We start from the raw sequence: 20,408 nt of genomic DNA, 5'->3' as shown, positions 1-20,408 counted from the left end.
TCGCAATGACAATTTACGAGCCATGCAACACGTTAAAATAACAAACGAATTAAGATTTTAAGATAGCAAGATGCCGAAATTAAAAATATTTTTATTTAAATATCTCTATAGTAAAAGATTTATAGGTATTTTAGTCGCAATAGCTATTATTTTCTCTTATTTCACTTATTACACAATATCTATCGGCACAAAAAATGGTGCAGTTAATTCTAGTAAAGTGATTTGGTTTTTACTAATTGATTTAATAATTTTCTTAATCCTTGGCATATTATTAACTCGCAGATTTTTCCAAAGTTTTTTCTTTAAAAATAGCGATCAAAATACTTCTAAGTTACAAAATCGTATAGTAGTTGCATTTAGTCTAGCTGCTGCTATTCCCACTATAATCGTTTCAATATCTTCTGCTTATTTTTTAAACCTTAGTATTCAGGCTTGGTTTGATCGAAAAATTTCTGTTGTACTTGATCAATCTATAATGGTTGCTGATTCTTATATTGCTGAACATAAAGTGCTGTTACGAGAGACAGCACTTGCTGTTGCTGAGGATTTAAGTGATATGTATTACGATTTAATTCATAATCCCGCTTTATTTACTAAAACATTAAACACCGAAGCAGAAATGAGATCGCTTGATGAAGCAATAGTGTTAAATAAGTCGACTAATACAATAATTGCTAATAGCTATTTAAGTTTTTCTCTATCATTTGCAACTATTCCTGCCCATCTAATTAAAAAGGCAGATTCGTGTGAGCCTGTAGAAGTAAAATCTGATCCAACTAAAATAAGAATGTTAATTAAGTTAAAAGAATATAATGATGTGTATTTACTAGTTGGTAGGTCAATTGATAATAAAATTATTGATCATATAGATGCAACTAATGGAGCGGCAGCAGAGTATCATCGTCTTAAAAACCAGATAGGGAATATACAAATAAAATTCTCAATTATTTTTATCTTTATAGCCTTATTACTTCTTTTAATAGCGATAAGTTTTGGTGTTATAGTTACTGCTAAAATAGTAAATCCCATTAAGAAGTTAGTTATTGCAACCGATAAAGTAAAAAGCGGTGATCTAACAGTGCAAGTCCCAGAGAATGAAGTAGATAAAGACGAAATAGGAACGCTTTATGCGGCATTTAATAGAATGATTAAGCAGCTTTCACGCCAACAAAGGGATTTAGTGATAGCACAACGGGCATTAGCTTGGTCGGATGTAGCAAAAAAAGTAGCACATGAGATTAAAAATCCGTTAACACCTATTTTGCTTGCTTCTGAAAGATTGCTTAAAAAATTTAGTCCTGAAATTAAAGAAAGGGCAGAGTTTGAGAATTATTTAAAAATGATTATTCGCCATACTAATGATATTAAAAATATTGTATCTGAATTTGTTCTTTTTGCTCGTCTTCCTGCACCTAAATTTACCAATTGTGATTTGATTTATGTAATTAATAATATTGTAGAAGCACGTAAATTACTTAATGATAATATTTCCTATAGTTTTGAAACTAATATCGATCAATTTAATTTTACGTGTGATACTACTCAAATAAATCAAGTGATGATAAATTTGCTTAAAAATGCTGAAGAATCATTAGAGGGAAGTAATCAAGCAGCAATAAAAATTAATGTAAATGCGAGTGAGCAATTTATTAATATTGCAGTCATAGATAACGGCAGAGGGTTCCCGCCTGAGCTAATAGGTAAGGCTACTGAAAGCTATGTAACCACTAGAAGTAAAGGTATGGGAGTAGGGCTTGCTATAGTCAAAAGAATAGTCGGAGAACATTGCGGTGTTTTAGATATTGCAAATAGAGAGACAGGTGGAGCTGCGATTGATATTAGATTTAACCTTGAGGAGCTTAAGCTCAAGGTTAAACGTCATGAAATAGGTGTAATTAGTTAGGCTTTCTAAAACTCCAGAAAGCCTATAATTTAAGGCTCAACACTAGTGTAAGTGTCACTATAAATATTTCCTTCAGTATTTACATAGTTCCGAATTATTATTAAATGGCTGCATTCCATCGGAAAAACTATTAGAGGATTTACTGAATAAATAATTTTATTTACAACAATCATTTAAAATAATTGTCAAAAAATTAATATTTATTAGCTTAGGTTAAGATTTTATATTTATACTTATTAAGTATTATATAATTTTTTAACATAAATAAGTTAGTATATGTCTAAAGACTTTGAATCCAAAACAAAAACACAGAAAGAAGCAAAAAAAGTACAAGAAGCACCACCTGTATCGGGGCTAAAGGGACGCATGGCATTAGGCTTTGAGTCTGAAATAAAAAAAGCAAAAGAAGCAAAAAAGATGCAACAAAATTCTATTAAACCTTTAATAGATATTATAGATAACGCAAATTTACAAAATCCTAATCAGGTAGAAGAACTAAAAAAGGTTCAAACACAACTAGCAAATTGCTTTAAAGAAAATAAATTAGCTACTCATAATAAAGTAGATCAGTACTTAGAAAGCAAAGCTTCTCAAGATCGTCAAGAAGTTATGAAGGATGCTAAATTACCATTTGAAAGATAAAATATATAAACTTATTGGAAAAATGTCAGGTGCTTTAGGTATATCTTCATTAAAAAATTATTGTCAAAAGAAACTTGATGAGCATGCTGTCCAAAGGCAAGAAAAGAAAAAAATGACAGATAAAAAAAGTCATGTGGAGAGATTAAAAGAATCAACAGTAAAACGTGGCAATAAAGTAAATGAAAGATAATTATATCTGTGAATTTTTGAGTTTTGTTATAATTAAAGCAAAATAATTATAATTTTTAAAATAAATTTTAATACGTAATTAAATATAAAAAACCTTTAAGAATCAGCTCTTAAGGCTTTTGAAATTAAATATTTATACTGGGTAGTAATAAGTTATAAAATAAAAATAAAAATAATTTCAAAATTGTAGTTGACAGGTTCGATTATATTGCTTATAACTACACCTATCGAGAGCGACAAATGAAAAAAATCGCAGCTGTTTTTAAAAGTAAATAATTAGATATAGATAGTGACAGTAAACATGTACATATCACAAAAGTGATAATTAAACCTGTCAATTTTTTAAAGTAAAACTGACAGAATCAAACTTGAGAGTTTGATCCTGGCTCAGAACGAACGCTATCGGTATGCTTAACACATGCAAGTCGAACGGACTAATTGGGGCTTGCTCCAATTAGTTAGTGGCAGACGGGTGAGTAACACGTGGGAATCTGCCCATCAGTACGGAATAACTTTTAGAAATAAAAGCTAATACCGTATATTCTCTACGGAGGAAAGATTTATCGCTGATGGATGAGCCCGCGTCAGATTAGGTAGTTGGTGAGGTAATGGCTCACCAAGCCTACGATCTGTAGCTGGTCTGAGAGGATGATCAGCCACACTGGGACTGAGACACGGCCCAGACTCCTACGGGAGGCAGCAGTGGGGAATATTGGACAATGGGCGAAAGCCTGATCCAGCAATACCGAGTGAGTGATGAAGGCCCTAGGGTTGTAAAACTCTTTTAGCAAGGAAGATAATGACGTTACTTGCAGAAAAAGCCCCGGCTAACTCCGTGCCAGCAGCCGCGGTAAGACGGAGGGGGCTAGCGTTGTTCGGAATTACTGGGCGTAAAGAGTGCGTAGGCGGTTTAGTAAGTTGGAAGTGAAAGCCCGGGGCTTAACCTCGGAATTGCTTTCAAAACTACTAATCTAGAGTGTAGTAGGGGATGATGGAATTCCTAGTGTAGAGGTGAAATTCTTAGATATTAGGAGGAACACCGGTGGCGAAGGCGGTCATCTGGGCTACAACTGACGCTGATGCACGAAAGCGTGGGGAGCAAACAGGATTAGATACCCTGGTAGTCCACGCCGTAAACGATGAGTGCTAGATATTGGGAGATTTTCTCTCGGTTTCGCAGCTAACGCATTAAGCACTCCGCCTGGGGAGTACGGTCGCAAGATTAAAACTCAAAGGAATTGACGGGGGCTCGCACAAGCGGTGGAGCATGCGGTTTAATTCGATGTTACGCGAAAAACCTTACCAACCCTTGACATGGTGGTCGCGGATCGCAGAGATGCTTTCCTTCAGTTCGGCTGGACCACACACAGGTGTTGCATGGCTGTCGTCAGCTCGTGTCGTGAGATGTTGGGTTAAGTCCCGCAACGAGCGCAACCCTCATTCTTATTTGCCAGCGGGTAATGCCGGGAACTATAAGAAAACTGCCGGTGATAAGCCGGAGGAAGGTGGGGACGACGTCAAGTCATCATGGCCCTTACGGGTTGGGCTACACGCGTGCTACAATGGTGTTTACAGAGGGAAGCAAGACGGCGACGTGGAGCAAATCCCTAAAAGACATCTCAGTTCGGATTGTTCTCTGCAACTCGAGAGCATGAAGTTGGAATCGCTAGTAATCGCGGATCAGCATGCCGCGGTGAATACGTTCTCGGGCCTTGTACACACTGCCCGTCACGCCATGGGAGTTGGTTTTACCTGAAGGTGGTGAGCTAACGCAAGAGGCAGCCAACCACGGTAAAATTAGCGACTGGGGTGAAGTCGTAACAAGGTAGCCGTAGGGGAACCTGCGGCTGGATTACCTCCTTAAAGACTAAATTTAAGTACATTACTTTAATAGTAATTACTTCAGTCCAAATATTTACTGTCACTATCTTTAACTAATTGTTTGCTTTTCAAAAAACTTTTCTCATCCTCACATTTATCTATCTTATTTATTACCAACCTACATAATATTAAATAGCCTTATTTTTCTGTCATTGCGAGGAGCATAGCGACGAAGCAATCTAGTAAAAAAATGCTATAAATTAACATTTTTTATTATTTTTTCTGGGTTACAGCAAAGTTTCGCTCCTTGCAATGACGATTTTAATAATATTACAATTTTCCCTGGACACTACTGTGCAGTAACAGTGGGAATCCTATGACACCACCACAGTTGCTTGTAATGATGATATTTATGCTTAATTAACAATGCCATTTCCTACTATTTAAATAAGCAGTTTTTTTGATATTATTATTTTTCCAATTTTGCAATGAAGGATCAGAAATATTATATAATCTAAAATTTTCTTTTGCTTGATTTAGGCTTGTATCGTTTGTTCCTCCCTCAAAATCAGGATCGTAGAATTGGACCTCATCATATTCCCACGCACATATATAATGTGATCCGGGAAAGTCATTTGCTGGAAATGAAAAACTTTTACAAACAGGACATTCTATAGTTTTATTTTGTAACATTTCTTTAAAATATTTTCTTAAGTAATCTTCGTAATTATCAACTTCTTTTAATATAAAGTGATAATGCGAATCGGCTTCTTTAGTAAAATGAATAATCTCAACTTCTCCGAAAAAACCATATATATTATCTATAAAATCATTATCTACTTCGTCTAAAGCAGTAAGGTTTCCGCTTACATTTGATACCATATCGTTAGCACTTATTTGCCCTAAACGAAATCCTTTTGAAAGTGCTCAGTACCCTATTTAAGGGCCTTATATTGTTTGAGTTATTCATACTTAGTTATTGATTTTGTTTGTCTACCGGCTTTTCTTCTATTAACAGTTAACAAAATTCCTTTAAAATAGTGATATAAGCATTCTATTTAAATGATAATAAGTAGTTTTTTAACAATAATAAATAAATTAATTGTTCTAATTTAATAAAATTCCTTAATTAAATGTAATTAATATAGCATAATAATATTAATTAATATTAAAGGAATAATATATGCATTATTTAGGATATGGTGGTATTTCTCTTGGATCGATCCTCGCAATAGTAATATCATTTAACGTAAACCATTCAATATTATGGGCTATTATTCACGGATTTTTTGGTTGGTTTTATATTGCGTATTATTTATTGTTCAGAAAATAAGTTAGGTTCTTGGCATTTTGGTTAAAGAATCATCACCTGCTAATGAAATATCTATATTACTTTAATTTTCTAACTCAAATGGTGTTTGAAATAAAGTAACACCTAATTGATTATTGATTGCATGGTGGTTAGCTAATTCTGAAGCAACCAAAATCTTTCCATTATTTAATTCAAATTCCCAATATACTGGGGTATGCCAGTGTTTACCATTCGCTTTTAAATTAGCAAAATCTTTTTTAAAGGTTGCTGAAGAAAAAGTTTTAGCAATTAAACGTCCATTATCAAAAGTTCCAACTGATTCAACAATTTGAGTTATATCAGGGAAACTTTTACGAAAATCGATAAGACCATAATGCAAATCATAAATAGTCTCGATATTGAGTATCGGATGTATAAATTTCCCTTTACCCTCAACATATTGTGCTACTTTATCCCATGGGCTATCTGGCTCAAAAAGTGCGTTAATAAAATTAGTTATCATTTTTTTTTCTGGATGCATAATAATTATTGATTTTTAAATTAATATTTGATATCACTTTTTAAATTTATTAGATACTACAAAATTTGGAGAATGGCAAGGTGATTAATATTGAAAGCTTATATAAAAAACCTTATGCATTAATTCCTTTTTCGGTTAAAAAAGCTCAAATAGAAGAAGCTATAGATTCTTTTTTTGAATTCCTAAAACTTCCTGAGAATATAAAGCAGTATATAGATTTAAAAATTTCCCCTTTACATCGGAGAGGTGATATCGGTTTTAAGCATCGTAACCCTGAGGATGATATTTATAATGATAGTAAAGATTTTTTTCATTATCATCCAATTATTGAAAAACACTATTCTGAATTTATTAAAAAGCATGAAACGCTCAGAATATTTTTAAAAAACGCTGCTCTATTATGGGATATTGTTTATTATACTATTAAAGATATATTAGCTAATTTTGAAAAAGACTATCCAAAATATTTGATACTGATACACCGCACATATTATTAAGGTTTCTCAAATATGATTATTCAGTATCGGGTCAGTATCTTGCAAAGCCTCACTTCGATTCAGGATCATTTACTATCGCAATAGCAGAAAGTAGTCCTGGTCTTCGAATTGGAACAAATCCTGAAGATTTGGAAGTTGTCAGACATGAAGAAAATAAAGCTATTTTCTTTATTTCTAGTAATTTTAGAAAAATAATTGATAATGAGCTACTAAAACCTGCATGGCATGACGTAATTCAATTAGATAAATCTGAGATTGGCAAGTCTTTTTCAAGATGGGCGATTGTGGCGTTTATTGATGGGCATTCAGTTGAAGCTTTACCAAGAAGTAAAACCCATAAATTTTTTGTAAATATATAACTTTTATGAATCGCATTTTAATTGATTTACCGGAAGTAATTGAAACATCAAAACTAAAGTTACAAATGCCTAAAGCCGGGTACGGAAAAGGCTTGTATCAAGCGATGATGGATGGTTATGAGGATTGTGTAAAATGGCTTAATTGGTCTTCGACTCCTCCAACTTTAGAATCGGTTGAAGAGGAATGTAGGAAGCATCATGCTGAGTTTATATTACGTAATTGCATTCGTTATCTTATCATCGATAAAGCAACTAATAATATTGTTGGCAGATGTGCATTCCCGCCTATTCAATCAGGTTGGTCAGTGCCGCAATTTGGTATTGCATATTTCATAAGAAAAAGTCAAAGATCTAAAGGTTATGCTACTACTGCAACTCATATAATGGCTTTACTAGCTTTTAGAAGTCTGAAGGCTAAGAAAGTTGAGATCCATTGTGATGCAGAAAATTTACCAAGTATGCAAATTCCTTTAAAGCTTGGATTTAAGCTAGAATATTCCCAAAAAGGTGGATGGTTAAGGCAGGATAATACACTAGCCGAATTAAAGACTTTCTCTATATTTTCTGAAGATGAGCTTCCGCATTTAGAGATTGATTTATTTTAATTAAAAATCTCTTCTTTTTTCTGTACAAAAGGACGAGCATCATAAAATAATTCTATACGAGAAATAAGCCCGTCATTAAAAGATAATAGTGAAGCACCTCGAAAAATACCGATAGGTGCAGGGCAATCAAATTCAAGTGCCAGCATAACTTTATCATTAGAAGAAAAATTTTCACTAATTGTAAGATTCTTAAAGAACATAGCAAAGTTTTTCGCTGCCTCGACAACTGATTCTTTACCATCCATAACTGATAACAGTCCTATAAAATGAATATCAGAATGTAAGCAGGAAGCCATTTCCTCAAATTTCTTGTTATTCATGGAAGTATAGTAAGTTATTGCTATATTCAGATTCTTATCAGTCATATTATAATTTTCTATTAGTTTTTATACCTACAATATATTATTTAAAATATATTTAAAGAGAAAAATATGCTTACTGATATTATTTTCTAAAAAATATAAATGAGTCAATATACCGAAGCAGTAGAGCTTTTAGTGTTGTTCAATTAGTTCTTTTGCTAGTCCTGATAATTCTTGATTAATTTGATCAAAGCAGCTTAGCCAAGGAAAGTGTCCCGTATTACGTAATTCGACTATTTTTATATTAGGACGAGACCATTCTTTATCTTTCAAAAATAGTTCAATAGGCAGCGATCTATCATCATGACTTCCAATAATTAAGGTCGGTAATTTACTAGGTATCCAGCTATATTTATAAGAGTTATAAAAATTTTGACTAGCCCATATTCTTGTTTTTATGTTATATGAACAAAGCTCTAATAGCTCCTTTCCTGCAGGGATCTCATGTTCGCAAAATATATATGGAATATTTGCATAAATAAATGCCTTTAACTGATCATCTGTTGGGTTTGTATATAGCTCATTTATATCATTGGTTAAATCTGGTAAATTATATTTAGTAGCAGTTTTTTGTAATAATTCCATCCATGAACTATTAGGGGCACTATTCATTATAACTAAACCGGTTAATAAATTTTCTAAATTATCTATAGTTAATGCAAACATACCACTAAAAGAATGGGTAACAAGTATGCAGGGTGCTAATTCAGTTACTACTTCTATTAAACCCTCTTTCCAATCTTCATATTAACCCACCAATTAAATACCTGACATAATAGTTGCAAATACTAAAATATAATGTTAGAATGAAATAATGCTAAAAAAAGAAGATTTTAGGACATTATCAACGAGTGCACAAGCAGCTTTAAGAAAAGTTGCATTAAGAGCAATTGATAAAGGAGAAAAACAATCAGATGTATCAAATCTTATAGGAGTAACACGTCAGACTATTAGTAACTGGGTTAACAAAAGAAGAAGAGGTGATAAATATGCAATAACTGGCAAGTCTAGAGGAAGAAAGACAGGAGAGAAAAGAATAATAAATGAAATGCTGGGTAAAAAAATACAAGATTATATAAATCACTCTAGACCAGAAGATCACAATATCAAATCTGCACTATGGTCAAGAAAAGCTATTAATGCCCTGATTAAAAAATGCTGTGGTTTCTTTTTGCCATTAAGTACGATTGGAGAATATTTAAGAAGATGGGGATATACTGCACAAAAACCAAAGAAATTAGCTTATGAGCAACAGCCAAAACAAGTTCAAGTATGGCTAGATGAAGAATATCCCGCAATAGTAAAACAAGCACAAATGGAACAAGCTGAAATACACTGGTGTGATGAAGTGGGTATAAAATCAGAATGTCAGGTGTTACAGAGCTATTCTTTAAAAGGCAAAACACCCGTAGTTATTCATAAATCAAAACGATTTACTATAAATATGATATCAACTGTTACGAACAATGGTAAACTAAGGTTCATGTTATATGAAGATACACTAAAAACAGATATATTTATAGAATTTCTAAGAAGATTAGTGAAATCTGCAAGAAGGAAGATCTTTTTAATATTAGACAATTTAAAAGTACATCATAGTAAAAAAGTATACAGCTGGACAAATAAGCATAAAGATAAAATTTCTTTGTTTTTTTTGCCTCCTTATACTCCACAACATAATCCAGATGAATACTTAAATAATGACTTAAAAAGAAATGTAAATAGAAAACATATACCTCTTACAAAAGATGAGTTAAAATACAATCTTAAATCTTATTTACGTTGCTTACAGAACAATCCTAAACATATACAAAAATTGTTCCAAGCCGATGATGTTAAATATGCCTCTTAAGTCAGGTATTTAATTGGTGGGTTAATATATTCAATATGGGGGAGACGCTGCAACAAATCTAATTGGAATAATCCGTAAGGGTTAATATGTTCATATATTAGTGGAGTAATTGCTCTTTTATCTTCAGGTGATAATGCATTAATTAAGTTGTTTTCATAGATAATCTGTTGAATCATCATGGTATTAACATATACCATTGATAATTGTAACAGGTGTAATGATAAAACTGATAATTCTTGAGATCTTTCTCTATTTGTAGAGATTTCTCCTGCCCTGCCATAAAAAATAAATTTACTAACACCATTCCATAGCTCAACAACATTTAACCCTTCATGAATTTCTTGTCTTAATGACTCATTCATCAAATAGTGACAAATAAAGATTGTTTTTATTACTTTTCCTAGTGTCATTGCTAAAGTAAAGGGGACCACTAAATTGCACGAAAAAGGGACCAGAGAATTTGGTGTAACCTAATAAGGTTATAATGTGCAATATTCACTAGATAATTAATTAAAATAAATATCTAGTGATACAATGATAAGAATAAATATGTACACAACAATTATCACCCTTTATAAGCAAGGCAACAGTCAAAGAAATATTGCCAAACTAACAAGGATAGACCGTAAAACAGTAAGAAAAATAATAAATCGTTACGTAGAGTCTGGTACAGAATATCCTGCACCCTATGAACGATCTTCAGCACTGGATTCTTGGCACGAACAAATAATTGAGTTATTAGAAAAGAATCTAAGTTACATAAGAATTTTTGAAGAGTTAAAAATTCAAGGTTATACAAAAAGTTATGGTTCGCTAACCCGTTATATCAAAAAATATAAGATTCAGAATAACAGTTGCATTCGTTTTCATACTTTAGCAGGAGAGGAAGCACAAGTAGATTTTGGTGACATAGGCTTACAGTATAATGCCCAAGGGCGTAGAGTTAAAGCATATGTGTTTAATATGCGTTTAAGCTATAGTCGCCTTGATTATTATGAAGTAGTGTTTGATCAAAGTTGTAAAACATGGATACAATGTCATATCAATGCATTTAATTATTTTGCTGGTAGTCCAAAAGTAATAAAACTTGATAATCTTAAAGCTGGGGTGGTAGATAGCAATTTCTATGAGCCTGTATATCAGAAGGAATACAAACGTTTAGCTGATCATTATGGGATTTTACTTTCTCCTTGTCGTATATATCAACCTCAAGAAAAAGGCAAAGTAGAATCAGGCATAAAGTATGTCAAAAATAATTTTTTTGCTGGACGTAAATTTCATAGATATGAAGAATTAATACACGATCTTGCAAACTGGTTAAATAAAGCAAATAACCGAATACATGGTACTACTAAAAAAATTCCTCAGGAACTATTTGAGCAAGAAGAAAGTAATAATTTAATGCCCTTACCATTAGAAACGTTTGATTTATCATCGTGGCATAATCGAAAAGTAGCAAAAGATTGTCATATCACCATAGATAATAATTATTATTCCGTACCAGCAAAATATATATACAGTGAAGTATTGGTACAATTATCACCAAACCTTGTTCAAATATTTTCTATACAAAATGATTTAATAGCAAGGCACGTTAGAGTAGATGGCAAAGGAATATTTACCACTAATCCGTCTCATTATGCCAAATATAAACGTCTATGCCCAGGTTTTATAGAATATAGCGAACATTATCAACAACAAATGCAGCAGATAGGCAATAATTGCAGTTTATTATTAGAGTTATTACAACAAACACGAGTAAATGATTGGCAACGTTGTGCCAGAGGTATTATTTCTTTACGTAAGGTTTACAATGATGAGTTAATAGATAAAGCCTGTCATAGAGCATTACATTACGGTATAAGTTCTTACTCTAAAATTAAGAATATCTTAAATAGTAATGCAGTAAACTTACCATTGCCAGAGTTTGGAGGTCAGAATGCAGAACTTGCTTAATGACCTACGTAGTTTTAGATTATCAGGTATAGTCAATAGCTTAAATGAAAGGATTATTTATGCTCAAAATAATAAACTAGGATTTAAAGAATTTCTCTCACTATTATGTGAAGATGAAAAATCTCACCGTAAGTATAATAATTACCGTCGTCGTAAAAATGCTGCTAAATTACCGGTAACTAAAAATTTAGAAGACTTTGATTTTCAGTTCCAACCAAGTATTGATACCAAAGTAATAAGTGATTTATCTACTTGTGATTATATTAATACTAAGGGCAATGTCATATTCATAGGTAATTCTGGAACTGGCAAAACTCATCTTGCTATTGGATTAGCATTAAAAGCTTTAACACGAGAATACTCTGTATATTTTACTACGGTATCGGATATGCTTTATAATTTACATATTGCAAGAGCAGATAATAGCTATCACAAAAAAGTTAAATTACTCTTATCATTTGACTTATTAATTCTTGATGAGTTAGGTTTTAAGCAATTACCAAAACATTCAGTAGATGATTTTTTTAATATTATTGCTAAACGATATGAAAATAAATCTACCATTATCACCACAAACAAGGATTTTGAAAGATGGAATGAAATATTTGCTGATGAGTTATTAACTCATGCAATTATTGATCGAGTAGTACATCATGCACATATACTAAACATCACAGGTAAAAGTTATCGTATTAATAACTATAAATCTGGAGGTAATATGACATAAAAAATTTTAAATAAAGTGGTCCCTTTTTTACGTAATTTAGTGGTCCCTTTTTATTTGACAATGACATCCTAGCTGGGACAAAGCTGAATATATAGGATGAGTTAAATTATTTTTGGTAAATCTTCGTAGTATAGATTCAGGATTAGCGTATCCTTCTCTCATAGCTACTGAATATTTAACCATCTCATGGTAGTAATCCTGAATTGATTCCCACCTGATTGTATCAGTTAATATTGGCTGTAAATTACTGTATTTTTTATAATCACCATGAGTACATTGATAAAGTTTTTGTTTGTTAAGATTTGCTAAACGTGGCATTAATTTAAAACCCAACAAATGAGAAAATGCGAACCCTATTTCGCTCTGACCATGGGTATCCACATAACTCTTTTGTACTGACATTTCTGTACAGTGATTTAAAATACCATTAATCATTGAAGCAATTTCAGAGCTAGAAACGCTCTTTAGTTGGGAATGAATACAAGTAGCTTTTTTCTCAACGTGCCAATAAATCATTACACCACGCCCTCCATATCTATTATGGTATTCAGAGGTCATATTCTGAAAGTAGGCTGAAAATTGAGTAGAATCAGAGGCAATAGCAATAGGCATTTCTCCCCATATTCTTTTATCCCTAGCTATAAATAATGCGTTTGCTGTCTTATTTATAGCATTCTTAAGATTATTGGTACTTAAAAAATAGTTTTTTATATGACGTAATTGATTATATGTTATATGTTGGTTACCTGAGCAAATATGTTTTAATCCAACATTAGTGCCAAAACCATAAATAGCTAATAATATCCTTTCCGATATCTCTTGTGGAGTAAGATATATCTTTTCACCATAAGATACGAAGTCATTTGTGAAATTAATATTTAATTGGACTTCTTTCAATGTATCTATTAGATTAATAGTTTGCCATTTATCTTGTAAAGATTTTTTAATCACCGAGATAAGGGGGGCTTCTGGTTGAGGCTGTAAAGGTATCAGTTTAATCCTTCCACCATTCTTATTAGAGATTTTAACCTTTTGATTATTAATAATAGTGGTATTTAACTCTGTTAAAGCTTCTTGCATTTGTTGTTTTAAAGAGGTAACGAAATCTTCAGCTTCCAAAGGTAGTCCTAAATTAGAAAAATATATCGCTTTCTTATCATCAAAATCATTTGGTAAATCTTTATCCGGGTTACAATGTTTCCGAGAATGCTCAACCCATATTTCTCGACATTTTATACTGTTTGCTAATGCTTTTAATAAATATACTTCATAACAAATTCTTTTTACTTTGCCTTCTGAATCAACTATGTGTTTTCTCCATTTTTTGGGAATACAATCCATAGGAACTTGCTCATTTTCTGGAAAATATTTCTTTCCACTATCGAAATATTTTGTTACTAACCTAAGAGCATTAAGTATTGGTTGATATTCGGTATTATTACATTTAAATGTTATGTTGTCTAATAGAGGTTGCACCATACGTCTATAGTGCCTAGCATAGGATCCTCTAATATGATTATGTATGATATTTTGATATGTTACACCACTCTTTTTATATTCGTTAACGATATTTTGAAGTTTTTGTTCTCCTACAACAGGATATATTTTTTTACGAATAGTTTCATCTGGGTCTGATAAACAAGTTTCTGCTATACTAAATATTAACCCACCAATTAAATACCTGACTTAAGAGGCATATTTAACATCATCGGCTTGGAACAATTTTTGTATATGTTTAGGATTGTTCTGTAAGCAACGTAAATAAGATTTAAGATTGTATTTTAACTCATCTTTTGTAAGAGGTATATGTTTTCTATTTACATTTCTTTTTAAGTCATTATTTAAGTATTCATCTGGATTATGTTGTGGAGTATAAGGAGGCAAAAAAAACAAAGAAATTTTATCTTTATGCTTATTTGTCCAGCTGTATACTTTTTTACTATGATGTACTTTTAAATTGTCTAATATTAAAAAGATCTTCCTTCTTGCAGATTTCACTAATCTTCTTAGAAATTCTATAAATATATCTGTTTTTAGTGTATCTTCATATAACATGAACCTTAGTTTACCATTGTTCGTAACAGTTGATATCATATTTATAGTAAATCGTTTTGATTTATGAATAACTACGGGTGTTTTGCCTTTTAAAGAATAGCTCTGTAACACCTGACATTCTGATTTTATACCCACTTCATCACACCAGTGTATTTCAGCTTGTTCCATTTGTGCTTGTTTTACTATTGCGGGATATTCTTCATCTAGCCATACTTGAACTTGTTTTGGCTGTTGCTCATAAGCTAATTTCTTTGGTTTTTGTGCAGTATATCCCCATCTTCTTAAATATTCTCCAATCGTACTTAATGGCAAAAAGAAACCACAGCATTTTTTAATCAGGGCATTAATAGCTTTTCTTGACCATAGTGCAGATTTGATATTGTGATCTTCTGGTCTAGAGTGATTTATATAATCTTGTATTTTTTTACCCAGCATTTCATTTATTATTCTTTTCTCTCCTGTCTTTCTTCCTCTAGACTTGCCAGTTATTGCATATTTATCACCTCTTCTTCTTTTGTTAACCCAGTTACTAATAGTCTGACGTGTTACTCCTATAAGATTTGATACATCTGATTGTTTTTCTCCTTTATCAATTGCTCTTAATGCAACTTTTCTTAAAGCTGCTTGTGCACTCGTTGATAATGTCCTAAAATCTTCTTTTTTTAGCATTATTTCATTCTAACATTATATTTTAGTATTTGCAACTATTATGTCAGGTATTTAATTGGTGGGTTAATAGTAAATTTATAAAATTAGCAAACTTAACCTTGGTAAAATTTTCTTTTGCAAAATAAAAACCTATTCCGCACATAAAATCAAAAGTTCTAAAAACCGGATTAGCGTATATGTAATCAGATTTGTTTATATATGCATTATAACTTATAAGTACAAGCATAATAGCAACAATAACTAATATAGTTTTTTTACCTTTTTCACCGGCAAAAATTAGCATTAAAAAAGGAAATAGAAAATATAAGAACATTTCAACTGTTAAAGACCAAGTTCCACCATTTATGCCTAATGGAAACATACTAGGAAAAAAGCTTTGTATCAAGAACATGTCATTAATTAAGCTTCATATAAGCTGATTGAAAGTAAGATTATTTAAAAATATAAAATATATAATTGTTACAAATAGATATGTAGGATAGATTTTAGCAAAACGTTTTAAATAAAAATTAAGGATATTTTCTCTTTTTGTAAAATCTGTTTTATTATAAACATGAGCCATAATAAAGCCAGATAACACAAAAAACCCTGTCATAAAAGTAGCACCATTAAGAAAAAAGGTATCAATAAACTCTAGACCTAATTTCCAATCAAAATGAATTCTACAATGAAATAAAAAAATAATAAAAGCTATTATAAAACGAAAAGATGTTAAGCTTTTAATCATTAAACTTTATATTTATATATAACAAGCTTTTTTAACGGCTTCTATTACATCCCCCTCACTAGGTAAAGCTAATTTTTCTAGATTTACTGCATAAGGAAGCGGGACGTCTTTACCGCTTACGATCTCTACCGGTGCATCCAAATAATCAAATGCTTCTTTCATAACGATGGATGCGATAGTTGCACCGATACCGGCAAAAAACCATCCTTCTTCAACTACAACTAAACGACCGGTTTTTTTTACCGACTCTATTATAGTATCTATATCAAGCGGTTTGATGGTACGTAAATCAATGACCTCACAATTAATATTATCGCTTTGTAAAATATTTGCAGCATCTAATGCAAGTTTCACCTGAATCGAGAATGTCACTATAGTAACACTATCGCCCTCTTTTAAGATTTTTGCCTTACCAAAAGGGATAGGCTCAACATTTTCAGAAATATCGAAACTGTGACCATATAAAATCTCATTTTCTAAGAAAATAACCGGATTATCGTCTCTAATAGCTGTAATCATTAGCCCTTTATGATCTTCAGCACTATATGGGGCTACTACTTTCAGCCCAGGTATATGAGCATAACAAGCTGCGTAGTTCTGGCTATGTTGTGCTGCTACTCTACTTGCTGCTCCGTTTGGACCTCTAAATACTATTGGGCATCTGACCTGACCACCTGACATGTAATGCGTTTTAGCAGCCGAGTTAACTATATGATCCATCGCTTGCATAGCAAAGTTAAAGGTCATAAACTCAACGATTGGACGAAGCCCTGCAAAGGCTGCTCCAACGGCAAGCCCAGCAAAACCATACTCCGTTATTGGTGTATCGATTACCCTTTTAGGACCAAACTGCTCAAGCAATCCTTGCGTTACTTTGTAAGCTCCTTGATACTCAGCGACTTCTTCACCCATGACAAAAACTTTGTCATCTCTTATCATCTCTTCTTGCATCGCATCACGCAATGCTTCCCGTACAGTTATTTGCATCTTTCTTTTTAGTTAAATTGAATATTCTTGCGTCATTGCGAGGAGTCGTAGACGACGCGGCAATCTCATGAAAAATCCTGAGATTGCTTCGTCGAAACTTGCAGTTTCTCCTCGCAATGACGACACTCAAACATAAATTTGTGTATATAGCTCTTCTTCATTAGGCAGTGGTGAGTTTTCTGAAAACTCCACAGCTTCCTTAATAATCTCTTTAACTGACTGCTCTATTTCTTTTAAATCAGCTTCACCTGCATAGTTATTTTCTAATATTATCTTCCGTATTTCAGTAATAGGATCACGTTCTTTATATGTCTCTACTTCTTCTTTACTACGATATTTTGCCGGATCGGACATTGAATGCCCACGATAGCGGTAAGTTTTTACCTCTAATATCAGAGGCATACTATTTTCTCTAACATATTCCGCTGCTTGTTTAGCACCATTATACATTTCCTCAAAACCCATGCCATTTAGCTGGAATCCTTTAATCCCAAACGACTCACCTTTTTTATAAAGATCACGCATAAAGGTAGAACGAGCAACCGAAGTACCCATAGAATACTCATTATTTTCGATAATATAAACTACCGGTAAACCCCATAAAGCAGCCATGTTAAAGGCTTCATATACTTGACCTTGATTAACAGCTCCATCCCCTAAAAAAGTAAAACAAATATTGTTCGTGCCATTATATTTCTCAGCAAAAGCAAGCCCTGTACCTATTGGCACTTGAGCTCCTACAATACCATGTCCACCATAAAACTTATTCGGCACATCAAACAAATGCATCGAGCCACCCTTACCTTTTGAACAGCCTGTAGCACGCCCCATAAGCTCCGCAAGCACATATTTAGGCTCTGTACCTGCTAAAATAATATGAGCATGATCACGATAGCTGGTAACCATACTATCTTCTTTTTGTTTAACCATATCTACAGCAGAAATTACTGCTTCCTGTCCGATATATAAATGACAAAAACCCCCTATTTCACCCATACCATATAACTGCCCACATTTTTCTTCAAAACGCCTAAGCAATAACATATCTTTGAAGCTCTTTACGTATTCTTCTTTTACCGGTTTATATTTTCCTAATTTAATATCCACTAATTACTCCTTATAATCTTAAACGTCATTGCGAGGAGGCGAAGCCGACGCGGCAATCTCATGAAAAATCCTGAGGTTGCTTCGTCGAAACTGATAGTTTCTCCTCGCAATGACGGGACACTACAATTTTTTCAAACTTATAAAATACGGCACATGATCAGAAGGTGGCCTCCAATCTCTTGCTTCTGATAATAAATGTATAGAAAATAACTCATCTTTTAAATTATTACTAACCCAAATATGATCAAGCCGTCTACCTCTGTTAGATTTTTTCCAATCTACGTTTCTATAACTCCACCAAGTATAAAATTTTTCATCAAGTGGCACAAAATGCCTACTACTATCAATAAACTCTAACGAGTTTTGCAATTCTACCAATAAAGAACGCTCAATATCAGTATGGCTAATAACATTTCGCAGCTGCTTGCTAGACCATACATCATGCGGGTGCGGTGCAATATTTAAATCACCTGCAATTATAATCTTATCATCTCTGGTGCGGTTATTAGTCAGCCATTCTTGCATCAACCTTATATATTCTAGCTTATGCTTAAACTTCGAATTTAGCTCTATGTCAGGTATATCACCACCGGCAGGAACATAAAAATTATGTATCTCAATATTATTAACAGTAGCTGCTATATGCCTTTTATCACCGTTATATAGCTCAAGCGAAAAAACATTTTGCAGTGGAAGTTTTGAGATAATAGCAACGCCGTTATATGATTTCTGCCCCGAATATATTACATGTTCATAGCCTATATTTTTAATTACTTCAAGAGGAAATAAAGGATCATCTACTTTTGTCTCTTGTAATAAAATAATATCAGGCTGATGTTCATATGCCAATCTTTTTAATAAATCAATACGTAAACGTAGCGAATTAATATTCCACGTAACTATCTTCATTTAGGTTTTATCATCTTTTATAGCTGCATTTACTATTGCGTCTCTGAAATAAATTATTCCAATTTGGTTTAGAGGATTTTTTAGATCAATTTTATCTTGCATTTCCTCAGGAATTTTTACCATAGTATTACTTAGTATAGCAAAATAAAGATTATTAGGCAAAATATATCCCATTTCACTCTGCACTACTAAAGCTTTACCAGAAAAATGAATCATTGTATGTTTAAAATCAAGGTCAGTAATATAGATACCATAGCCCATGTAAGTTTTACGCCCATCTATTTCTTTTGCAGGAAAATACTTAGTAGTCATAAGCTTATAGGACTTTGTAGAAAGAATTTTGCCACTATTTAACGCTCTATACCATTTAATAAGGTCGCTTGGAGTTGATATAATCCCGCCATCAGCACAAGGAAGTGCTACAAAATCAGCAGTTGCAGGAGTAAATATAGGTTTATTACTATTATTTGGCGTTATAAAATATCTTACTGGGTAATTAGAACTAACCACATTTCTTTGAATTCTAGCCGCTTCACTATATGAAGCAAAACTAGTAGATTTCATATTTAATGGTTTAAAAAATTCATCTTGAAAAAAATTACATAAATCTTTTTTAGTTACTTTTTCAATAATCATACCAAGTATAACGAAATTAGTATTACTATATTTAAACTTTTTCCCTATAGGTACTTCTAAAGGCTTAGACGCAACATATTGTAATATTTTTTTACGGGCATCTTTTCTAGTCATATTTAAATCAAGTTTTACAAAACTAAAATATTCAGCAATACCACTACTATGAGTTAATAAATTATGAATTGATATTTTATATGCCCAATCCGGTACTTTACCTTGCCACATTTCTAAATCAATATATTTATATATCTTATCATTAACGTTTAATAATTTTTGCTCTTGTAACCTTAAAATTCCTGCCGCAGTTATGGGTTTCGTAGCAGAAGCAATAGGCATCATTTCATTTGCTTTTAACTGCTCCCCGTTTAAAGCAAAAATTCCTTTAGCTCCGGTTAATAGCTGCTTATAGTCATCGGCAAACATAAAAACAGCATTTACAAACCTATTGCTTATATATTCTTTTTCTGCTTCACTAATTCTTTGCTGAATATCTGCAAAACTATCAACACAATTAATGACTAAAAGCACCAACAAAAAAATATAACTACGGAACATAATAACTTTAACTCTATA

General features: G+C 32.4%; 22 protein-coding genes and 1 rRNA gene. 10 read left to right on the top strand and 13 right to left on the bottom strand.

What is annotated here, in order from left to right; translation table 11 throughout:
* Positions 1-70: 70 nt before the first annotated feature.
* From AAGD54_RS00290 to AAGD54_RS00275, 4 genes are all read left to right on the top strand, one after another.
* Positions 71-1,903 (top strand): PAS domain-containing sensor histidine kinase, encoded by a 1,833-nt coding sequence (locus tag AAGD54_RS00290; protein ID WP_341794711.1) that lies wholly within the window; start codon positions 71-73, stop codon positions 1,901-1,903.
* A gap of 276 nt (positions 1,904-2,179) precedes the next feature.
* Positions 2,180-2,545, top strand: coding sequence for a hypothetical protein (locus AAGD54_RS00285; RefSeq protein WP_341794710.1), 366 nt, complete (start codon positions 2,180-2,182; stop codon positions 2,543-2,545).
* Entirely contained in the window at positions 2,535-2,735 is a 201-nt protein-coding gene (locus tag AAGD54_RS00280) for a hypothetical protein (RefSeq protein ID WP_341794709.1), read from the top strand. The genes AAGD54_RS00285 and AAGD54_RS00280 overlap by 11 nt, the downstream gene beginning before the upstream one ends.
* A gap of 363 nt (positions 2,736-3,098) precedes the next feature.
* A 16S ribosomal RNA gene (locus AAGD54_RS00275) occupies positions 3,099-4,597 on the top strand.
* Between the two features lie 378 nt (positions 4,598-4,975).
* Here AAGD54_RS00275 and AAGD54_RS00270 read toward each other — a convergent pair.
* Together AAGD54_RS00270 and AAGD54_RS00265 are read right to left on the bottom strand one after the other, a co-directional pair.
* The gene (locus tag AAGD54_RS00270; RefSeq protein WP_341789002.1) at positions 4,976-5,437 is read right to left on the bottom strand and encodes a CPCC family cysteine-rich protein; all 462 of its coding nucleotides are present in this window, start codon (positions 5,435-5,437) and stop codon (positions 4,976-4,978) included.
* A gap of 512 nt (positions 5,438-5,949) precedes the next feature.
* Complete coding sequence (locus tag AAGD54_RS00265; RefSeq protein ID WP_341794708.1) at positions 5,950-6,387, bottom strand: hypothetical protein; 438 nt, start codon at positions 6,385-6,387, stop codon at positions 5,950-5,952.
* 80 nt (positions 6,388-6,467) lie between these two features.
* Here AAGD54_RS00265 and AAGD54_RS00260 point away from each other — a divergent pair, with 80 nt between their 5' ends.
* The 3 genes from AAGD54_RS00260 (at position 6,468) to AAGD54_RS00250 (ending at position 7,848) form a co-directional block, all read left to right on the top strand.
* Entirely contained in the window at positions 6,468-6,884 is a 417-nt protein-coding gene (locus tag AAGD54_RS00260) for a hypothetical protein (RefSeq protein ID WP_341794707.1), read from the top strand.
* Between the two features lie 128 nt (positions 6,885-7,012).
* On the top strand, positions 7,013-7,243 hold the full coding sequence (locus tag AAGD54_RS00255; RefSeq protein WP_341794706.1) for a hypothetical protein: 231 nt from the start codon (positions 7,013-7,015) through the stop codon (positions 7,241-7,243).
* 5 nt (positions 7,244-7,248) lie between these two features.
* Complete coding sequence (locus tag AAGD54_RS00250) at positions 7,249-7,848, top strand: GNAT family N-acetyltransferase (RefSeq protein ID WP_341794705.1); 600 nt, start codon at positions 7,249-7,251, stop codon at positions 7,846-7,848.
* Here the strand turns inward: AAGD54_RS00250 and AAGD54_RS00245 are convergent.
* Together AAGD54_RS00245 and AAGD54_RS00240 are read right to left on the bottom strand one after the other, a co-directional pair.
* On the bottom strand, positions 7,845-8,213 hold the full coding sequence (locus tag AAGD54_RS00245) for a nuclear transport factor 2 family protein (RefSeq protein WP_341794704.1): 369 nt from the start codon (positions 8,211-8,213) through the stop codon (positions 7,845-7,847). The two genes, AAGD54_RS00250 and AAGD54_RS00245, sit on opposite strands and share 4 nt — an antisense overlap.
* Before the next feature lie 129 nt (positions 8,214-8,342).
* Positions 8,343-8,876: an alpha/beta hydrolase gene (locus AAGD54_RS00240; RefSeq protein WP_341794703.1), complete on the bottom strand. Its 534-nt coding sequence runs from the start codon at positions 8,874-8,876 to the stop codon at positions 8,343-8,345.
* 148 nt (positions 8,877-9,024) lie between these two features.
* Here AAGD54_RS00240 and AAGD54_RS00235 point away from each other — a divergent pair, with 148 nt between their 5' ends.
* Positions 9,025-10,062 carry an IS630 family transposase gene (locus tag AAGD54_RS00235; protein ID WP_341794233.1) on the top strand — a complete coding sequence of 346 codons (1,038 nt, stop codon included), beginning with the start codon at positions 9,025-9,027 and terminating at the stop codon, positions 10,060-10,062.
* Here AAGD54_RS00235 and AAGD54_RS00230 read toward each other — a convergent pair.
* Complete coding sequence (locus AAGD54_RS00230) at positions 10,059-10,493, bottom strand: Tn3 family transposase (protein WP_341794702.1); 435 nt, start codon at positions 10,491-10,493, stop codon at positions 10,059-10,061. The two genes, AAGD54_RS00235 and AAGD54_RS00230, sit on opposite strands and share 4 nt — an antisense overlap.
* A 118-nt stretch (positions 10,494-10,611) precedes the next feature.
* Between AAGD54_RS00230 and istA the strand changes: the two genes are divergently transcribed.
* On the top strand, positions 10,612-12,018 hold the full coding sequence (istA, locus tag AAGD54_RS00225) for an IS21 family transposase (RefSeq protein ID WP_341794291.1): 1,407 nt from the start codon (positions 10,612-10,614) through the stop codon (positions 12,016-12,018).
* Positions 12,002-12,745 (top strand): IS21-like element helper ATPase IstB, encoded by a 744-nt coding sequence (istB, locus tag AAGD54_RS00220; RefSeq protein WP_341794375.1) that lies wholly within the window; start codon positions 12,002-12,004, stop codon positions 12,743-12,745. Before istA ends, istB begins: the two co-directional genes overlap by 17 nt.
* A gap of 36 nt (positions 12,746-12,781) precedes the next feature.
* Here the strand turns inward: istB and AAGD54_RS00215 are convergent, their stop codons facing one another.
* The 8 genes from AAGD54_RS00215 to AAGD54_RS00180 form a co-directional block, all read right to left on the bottom strand.
* The gene (locus AAGD54_RS00215; RefSeq protein WP_341794701.1) at positions 12,782-14,224 is read right to left on the bottom strand and encodes a Tn3 family transposase; all 1,443 of its coding nucleotides are present in this window, start codon (positions 14,222-14,224) and stop codon (positions 12,782-12,784) included.
* Positions 14,225-14,431: 207 nt separating this feature from the next.
* Positions 14,432-15,469, bottom strand: a complete 1,038-nt coding sequence (locus AAGD54_RS00210; RefSeq protein ID WP_341794233.1) for an IS630 family transposase — start codon at positions 15,467-15,469, stop codon at positions 14,432-14,434.
* A gap of 43 nt (positions 15,470-15,512) precedes the next feature.
* On the bottom strand, positions 15,513-15,830 hold the full coding sequence (locus AAGD54_RS00205) for a hypothetical protein (RefSeq protein WP_341794700.1): 318 nt from the start codon (positions 15,828-15,830) through the stop codon (positions 15,513-15,515).
* Positions 15,831-15,875: 45 nt separating this feature from the next.
* Complete coding sequence (locus AAGD54_RS00200; RefSeq protein WP_341794699.1) at positions 15,876-16,196, bottom strand: acyltransferase family protein; 321 nt, start codon at positions 16,194-16,196, stop codon at positions 15,876-15,878.
* Positions 16,197-16,208: 12 nt separating this feature from the next.
* Positions 16,209-17,183 carry a pyruvate dehydrogenase complex E1 component subunit beta gene (locus AAGD54_RS00195; RefSeq protein WP_341794698.1) on the bottom strand — a complete coding sequence of 325 codons (975 nt, stop codon included), beginning with the start codon at positions 17,181-17,183 and terminating at the stop codon, positions 16,209-16,211.
* A gap of 126 nt (positions 17,184-17,309) precedes the next feature.
* The gene (gene pdhA, locus AAGD54_RS00190) at positions 17,310-18,290 is read right to left on the bottom strand and encodes a pyruvate dehydrogenase (acetyl-transferring) E1 component subunit alpha (protein ID WP_341794697.1); all 981 of its coding nucleotides are present in this window, start codon (positions 18,288-18,290) and stop codon (positions 17,310-17,312) included.
* Positions 18,291-18,410: 120 nt separating this feature from the next.
* Positions 18,411-19,199 (bottom strand): exodeoxyribonuclease III, encoded by a 789-nt coding sequence (gene xth / locus AAGD54_RS00185; RefSeq protein WP_341794696.1) that lies wholly within the window; start codon positions 19,197-19,199, stop codon positions 18,411-18,413.
* Positions 19,200-20,390 (bottom strand): serine hydrolase, encoded by a 1,191-nt coding sequence (locus AAGD54_RS00180; RefSeq protein ID WP_341794695.1) that lies wholly within the window; start codon positions 20,388-20,390, stop codon positions 19,200-19,202.
* Positions 20,391-20,408: the final 18 nt, after the last annotated feature.

It is taken from the genome of Rickettsia endosymbiont of Rhinocyllus conicus, from assembly GCF_964026465.1.
In the GTDB taxonomy this organism is placed as follows: Bacteria; Pseudomonadota; Alphaproteobacteria; order Rickettsiales; family Rickettsiaceae; genus Rickettsia.
The sequence above is the reverse complement of the archived record's forward strand: the minus strand, read 5'-3'. Positions and strand labels throughout refer to the sequence as shown.

Excerpts from the sequence above, each read along its gene's own strand:
- AAGD54_RS00290 (WP_341794711.1), top strand. The coding sequence starts at position 71 with ATGCCGAAATTAAAAATATTTTTATTTAAATATCTCTATAGTAAAAGA.
- AAGD54_RS00285 (WP_341794710.1), top strand. The coding sequence starts at position 2,180 with ATGTCTAAAGACTTTGAATCCAAAACAAAAACACAGAAAGAAGCAAAA.
- AAGD54_RS00270 (WP_341789002.1), bottom strand. The coding sequence starts at position 5,437 with ATGGTATCAAATGTAAGCGGAAACCTTACTGCTTTAGACGAAGTAGAT.
- AAGD54_RS00265 (WP_341794708.1), bottom strand. The coding sequence starts at position 6,387 with ATGCATCCAGAAAAAAAAATGATAACTAATTTTATTAACGCACTTTTT.
- AAGD54_RS00250 (WP_341794705.1), top strand. The coding sequence starts at position 7,249 with ATGAATCGCATTTTAATTGATTTACCGGAAGTAATTGAAACATCAAAA.
- AAGD54_RS00245 (WP_341794704.1), bottom strand. The coding sequence starts at position 8,213 with ATGACTGATAAGAATCTGAATATAGCAATAACTTACTATACTTCCATG.
- AAGD54_RS00240 (WP_341794703.1), bottom strand. The coding sequence starts at position 8,876 with ATGTTTGCATTAACTATAGATAATTTAGAAAATTTATTAACCGGTTTA.
- AAGD54_RS00235 (WP_341794233.1), top strand. The coding sequence starts at position 9,025 with ATGCTAAAAAAAGAAGATTTTAGGACATTATCAACGAGTGCACAAGCA.
- istA (WP_341794291.1), top strand. The coding sequence starts at position 10,612 with ATGTACACAACAATTATCACCCTTTATAAGCAAGGCAACAGTCAAAGA.
- istB (WP_341794375.1), top strand. The coding sequence starts at position 12,002 with ATGCAGAACTTGCTTAATGACCTACGTAGTTTTAGATTATCAGGTATA.
- AAGD54_RS00215 (WP_341794701.1), bottom strand. The coding sequence starts at position 14,224 with ATGGTGCAACCTCTATTAGACAACATAACATTTAAATGTAATAATACC.
- AAGD54_RS00210 (WP_341794233.1), bottom strand. The coding sequence starts at position 15,469 with ATGCTAAAAAAAGAAGATTTTAGGACATTATCAACGAGTGCACAAGCA.
- AAGD54_RS00205 (WP_341794700.1), bottom strand. The coding sequence starts at position 15,830 with ATGTTTCCATTAGGCATAAATGGTGGAACTTGGTCTTTAACAGTTGAA.
- AAGD54_RS00200 (WP_341794699.1), bottom strand. The coding sequence starts at position 16,196 with ATGATTAAAAGCTTAACATCTTTTCGTTTTATAATAGCTTTTATTATT.
- AAGD54_RS00195 (WP_341794698.1), bottom strand. The coding sequence starts at position 17,183 with ATGCAAATAACTGTACGGGAAGCATTGCGTGATGCGATGCAAGAAGAG.
- xth (WP_341794696.1), bottom strand. The coding sequence starts at position 19,199 with ATGAAGATAGTTACGTGGAATATTAATTCGCTACGTTTACGTATTGAT.
- AAGD54_RS00180 (WP_341794695.1), bottom strand. The coding sequence starts at position 20,390 with ATGTTCCGTAGTTATATTTTTTTGTTGGTGCTTTTAGTCATTAATTGT.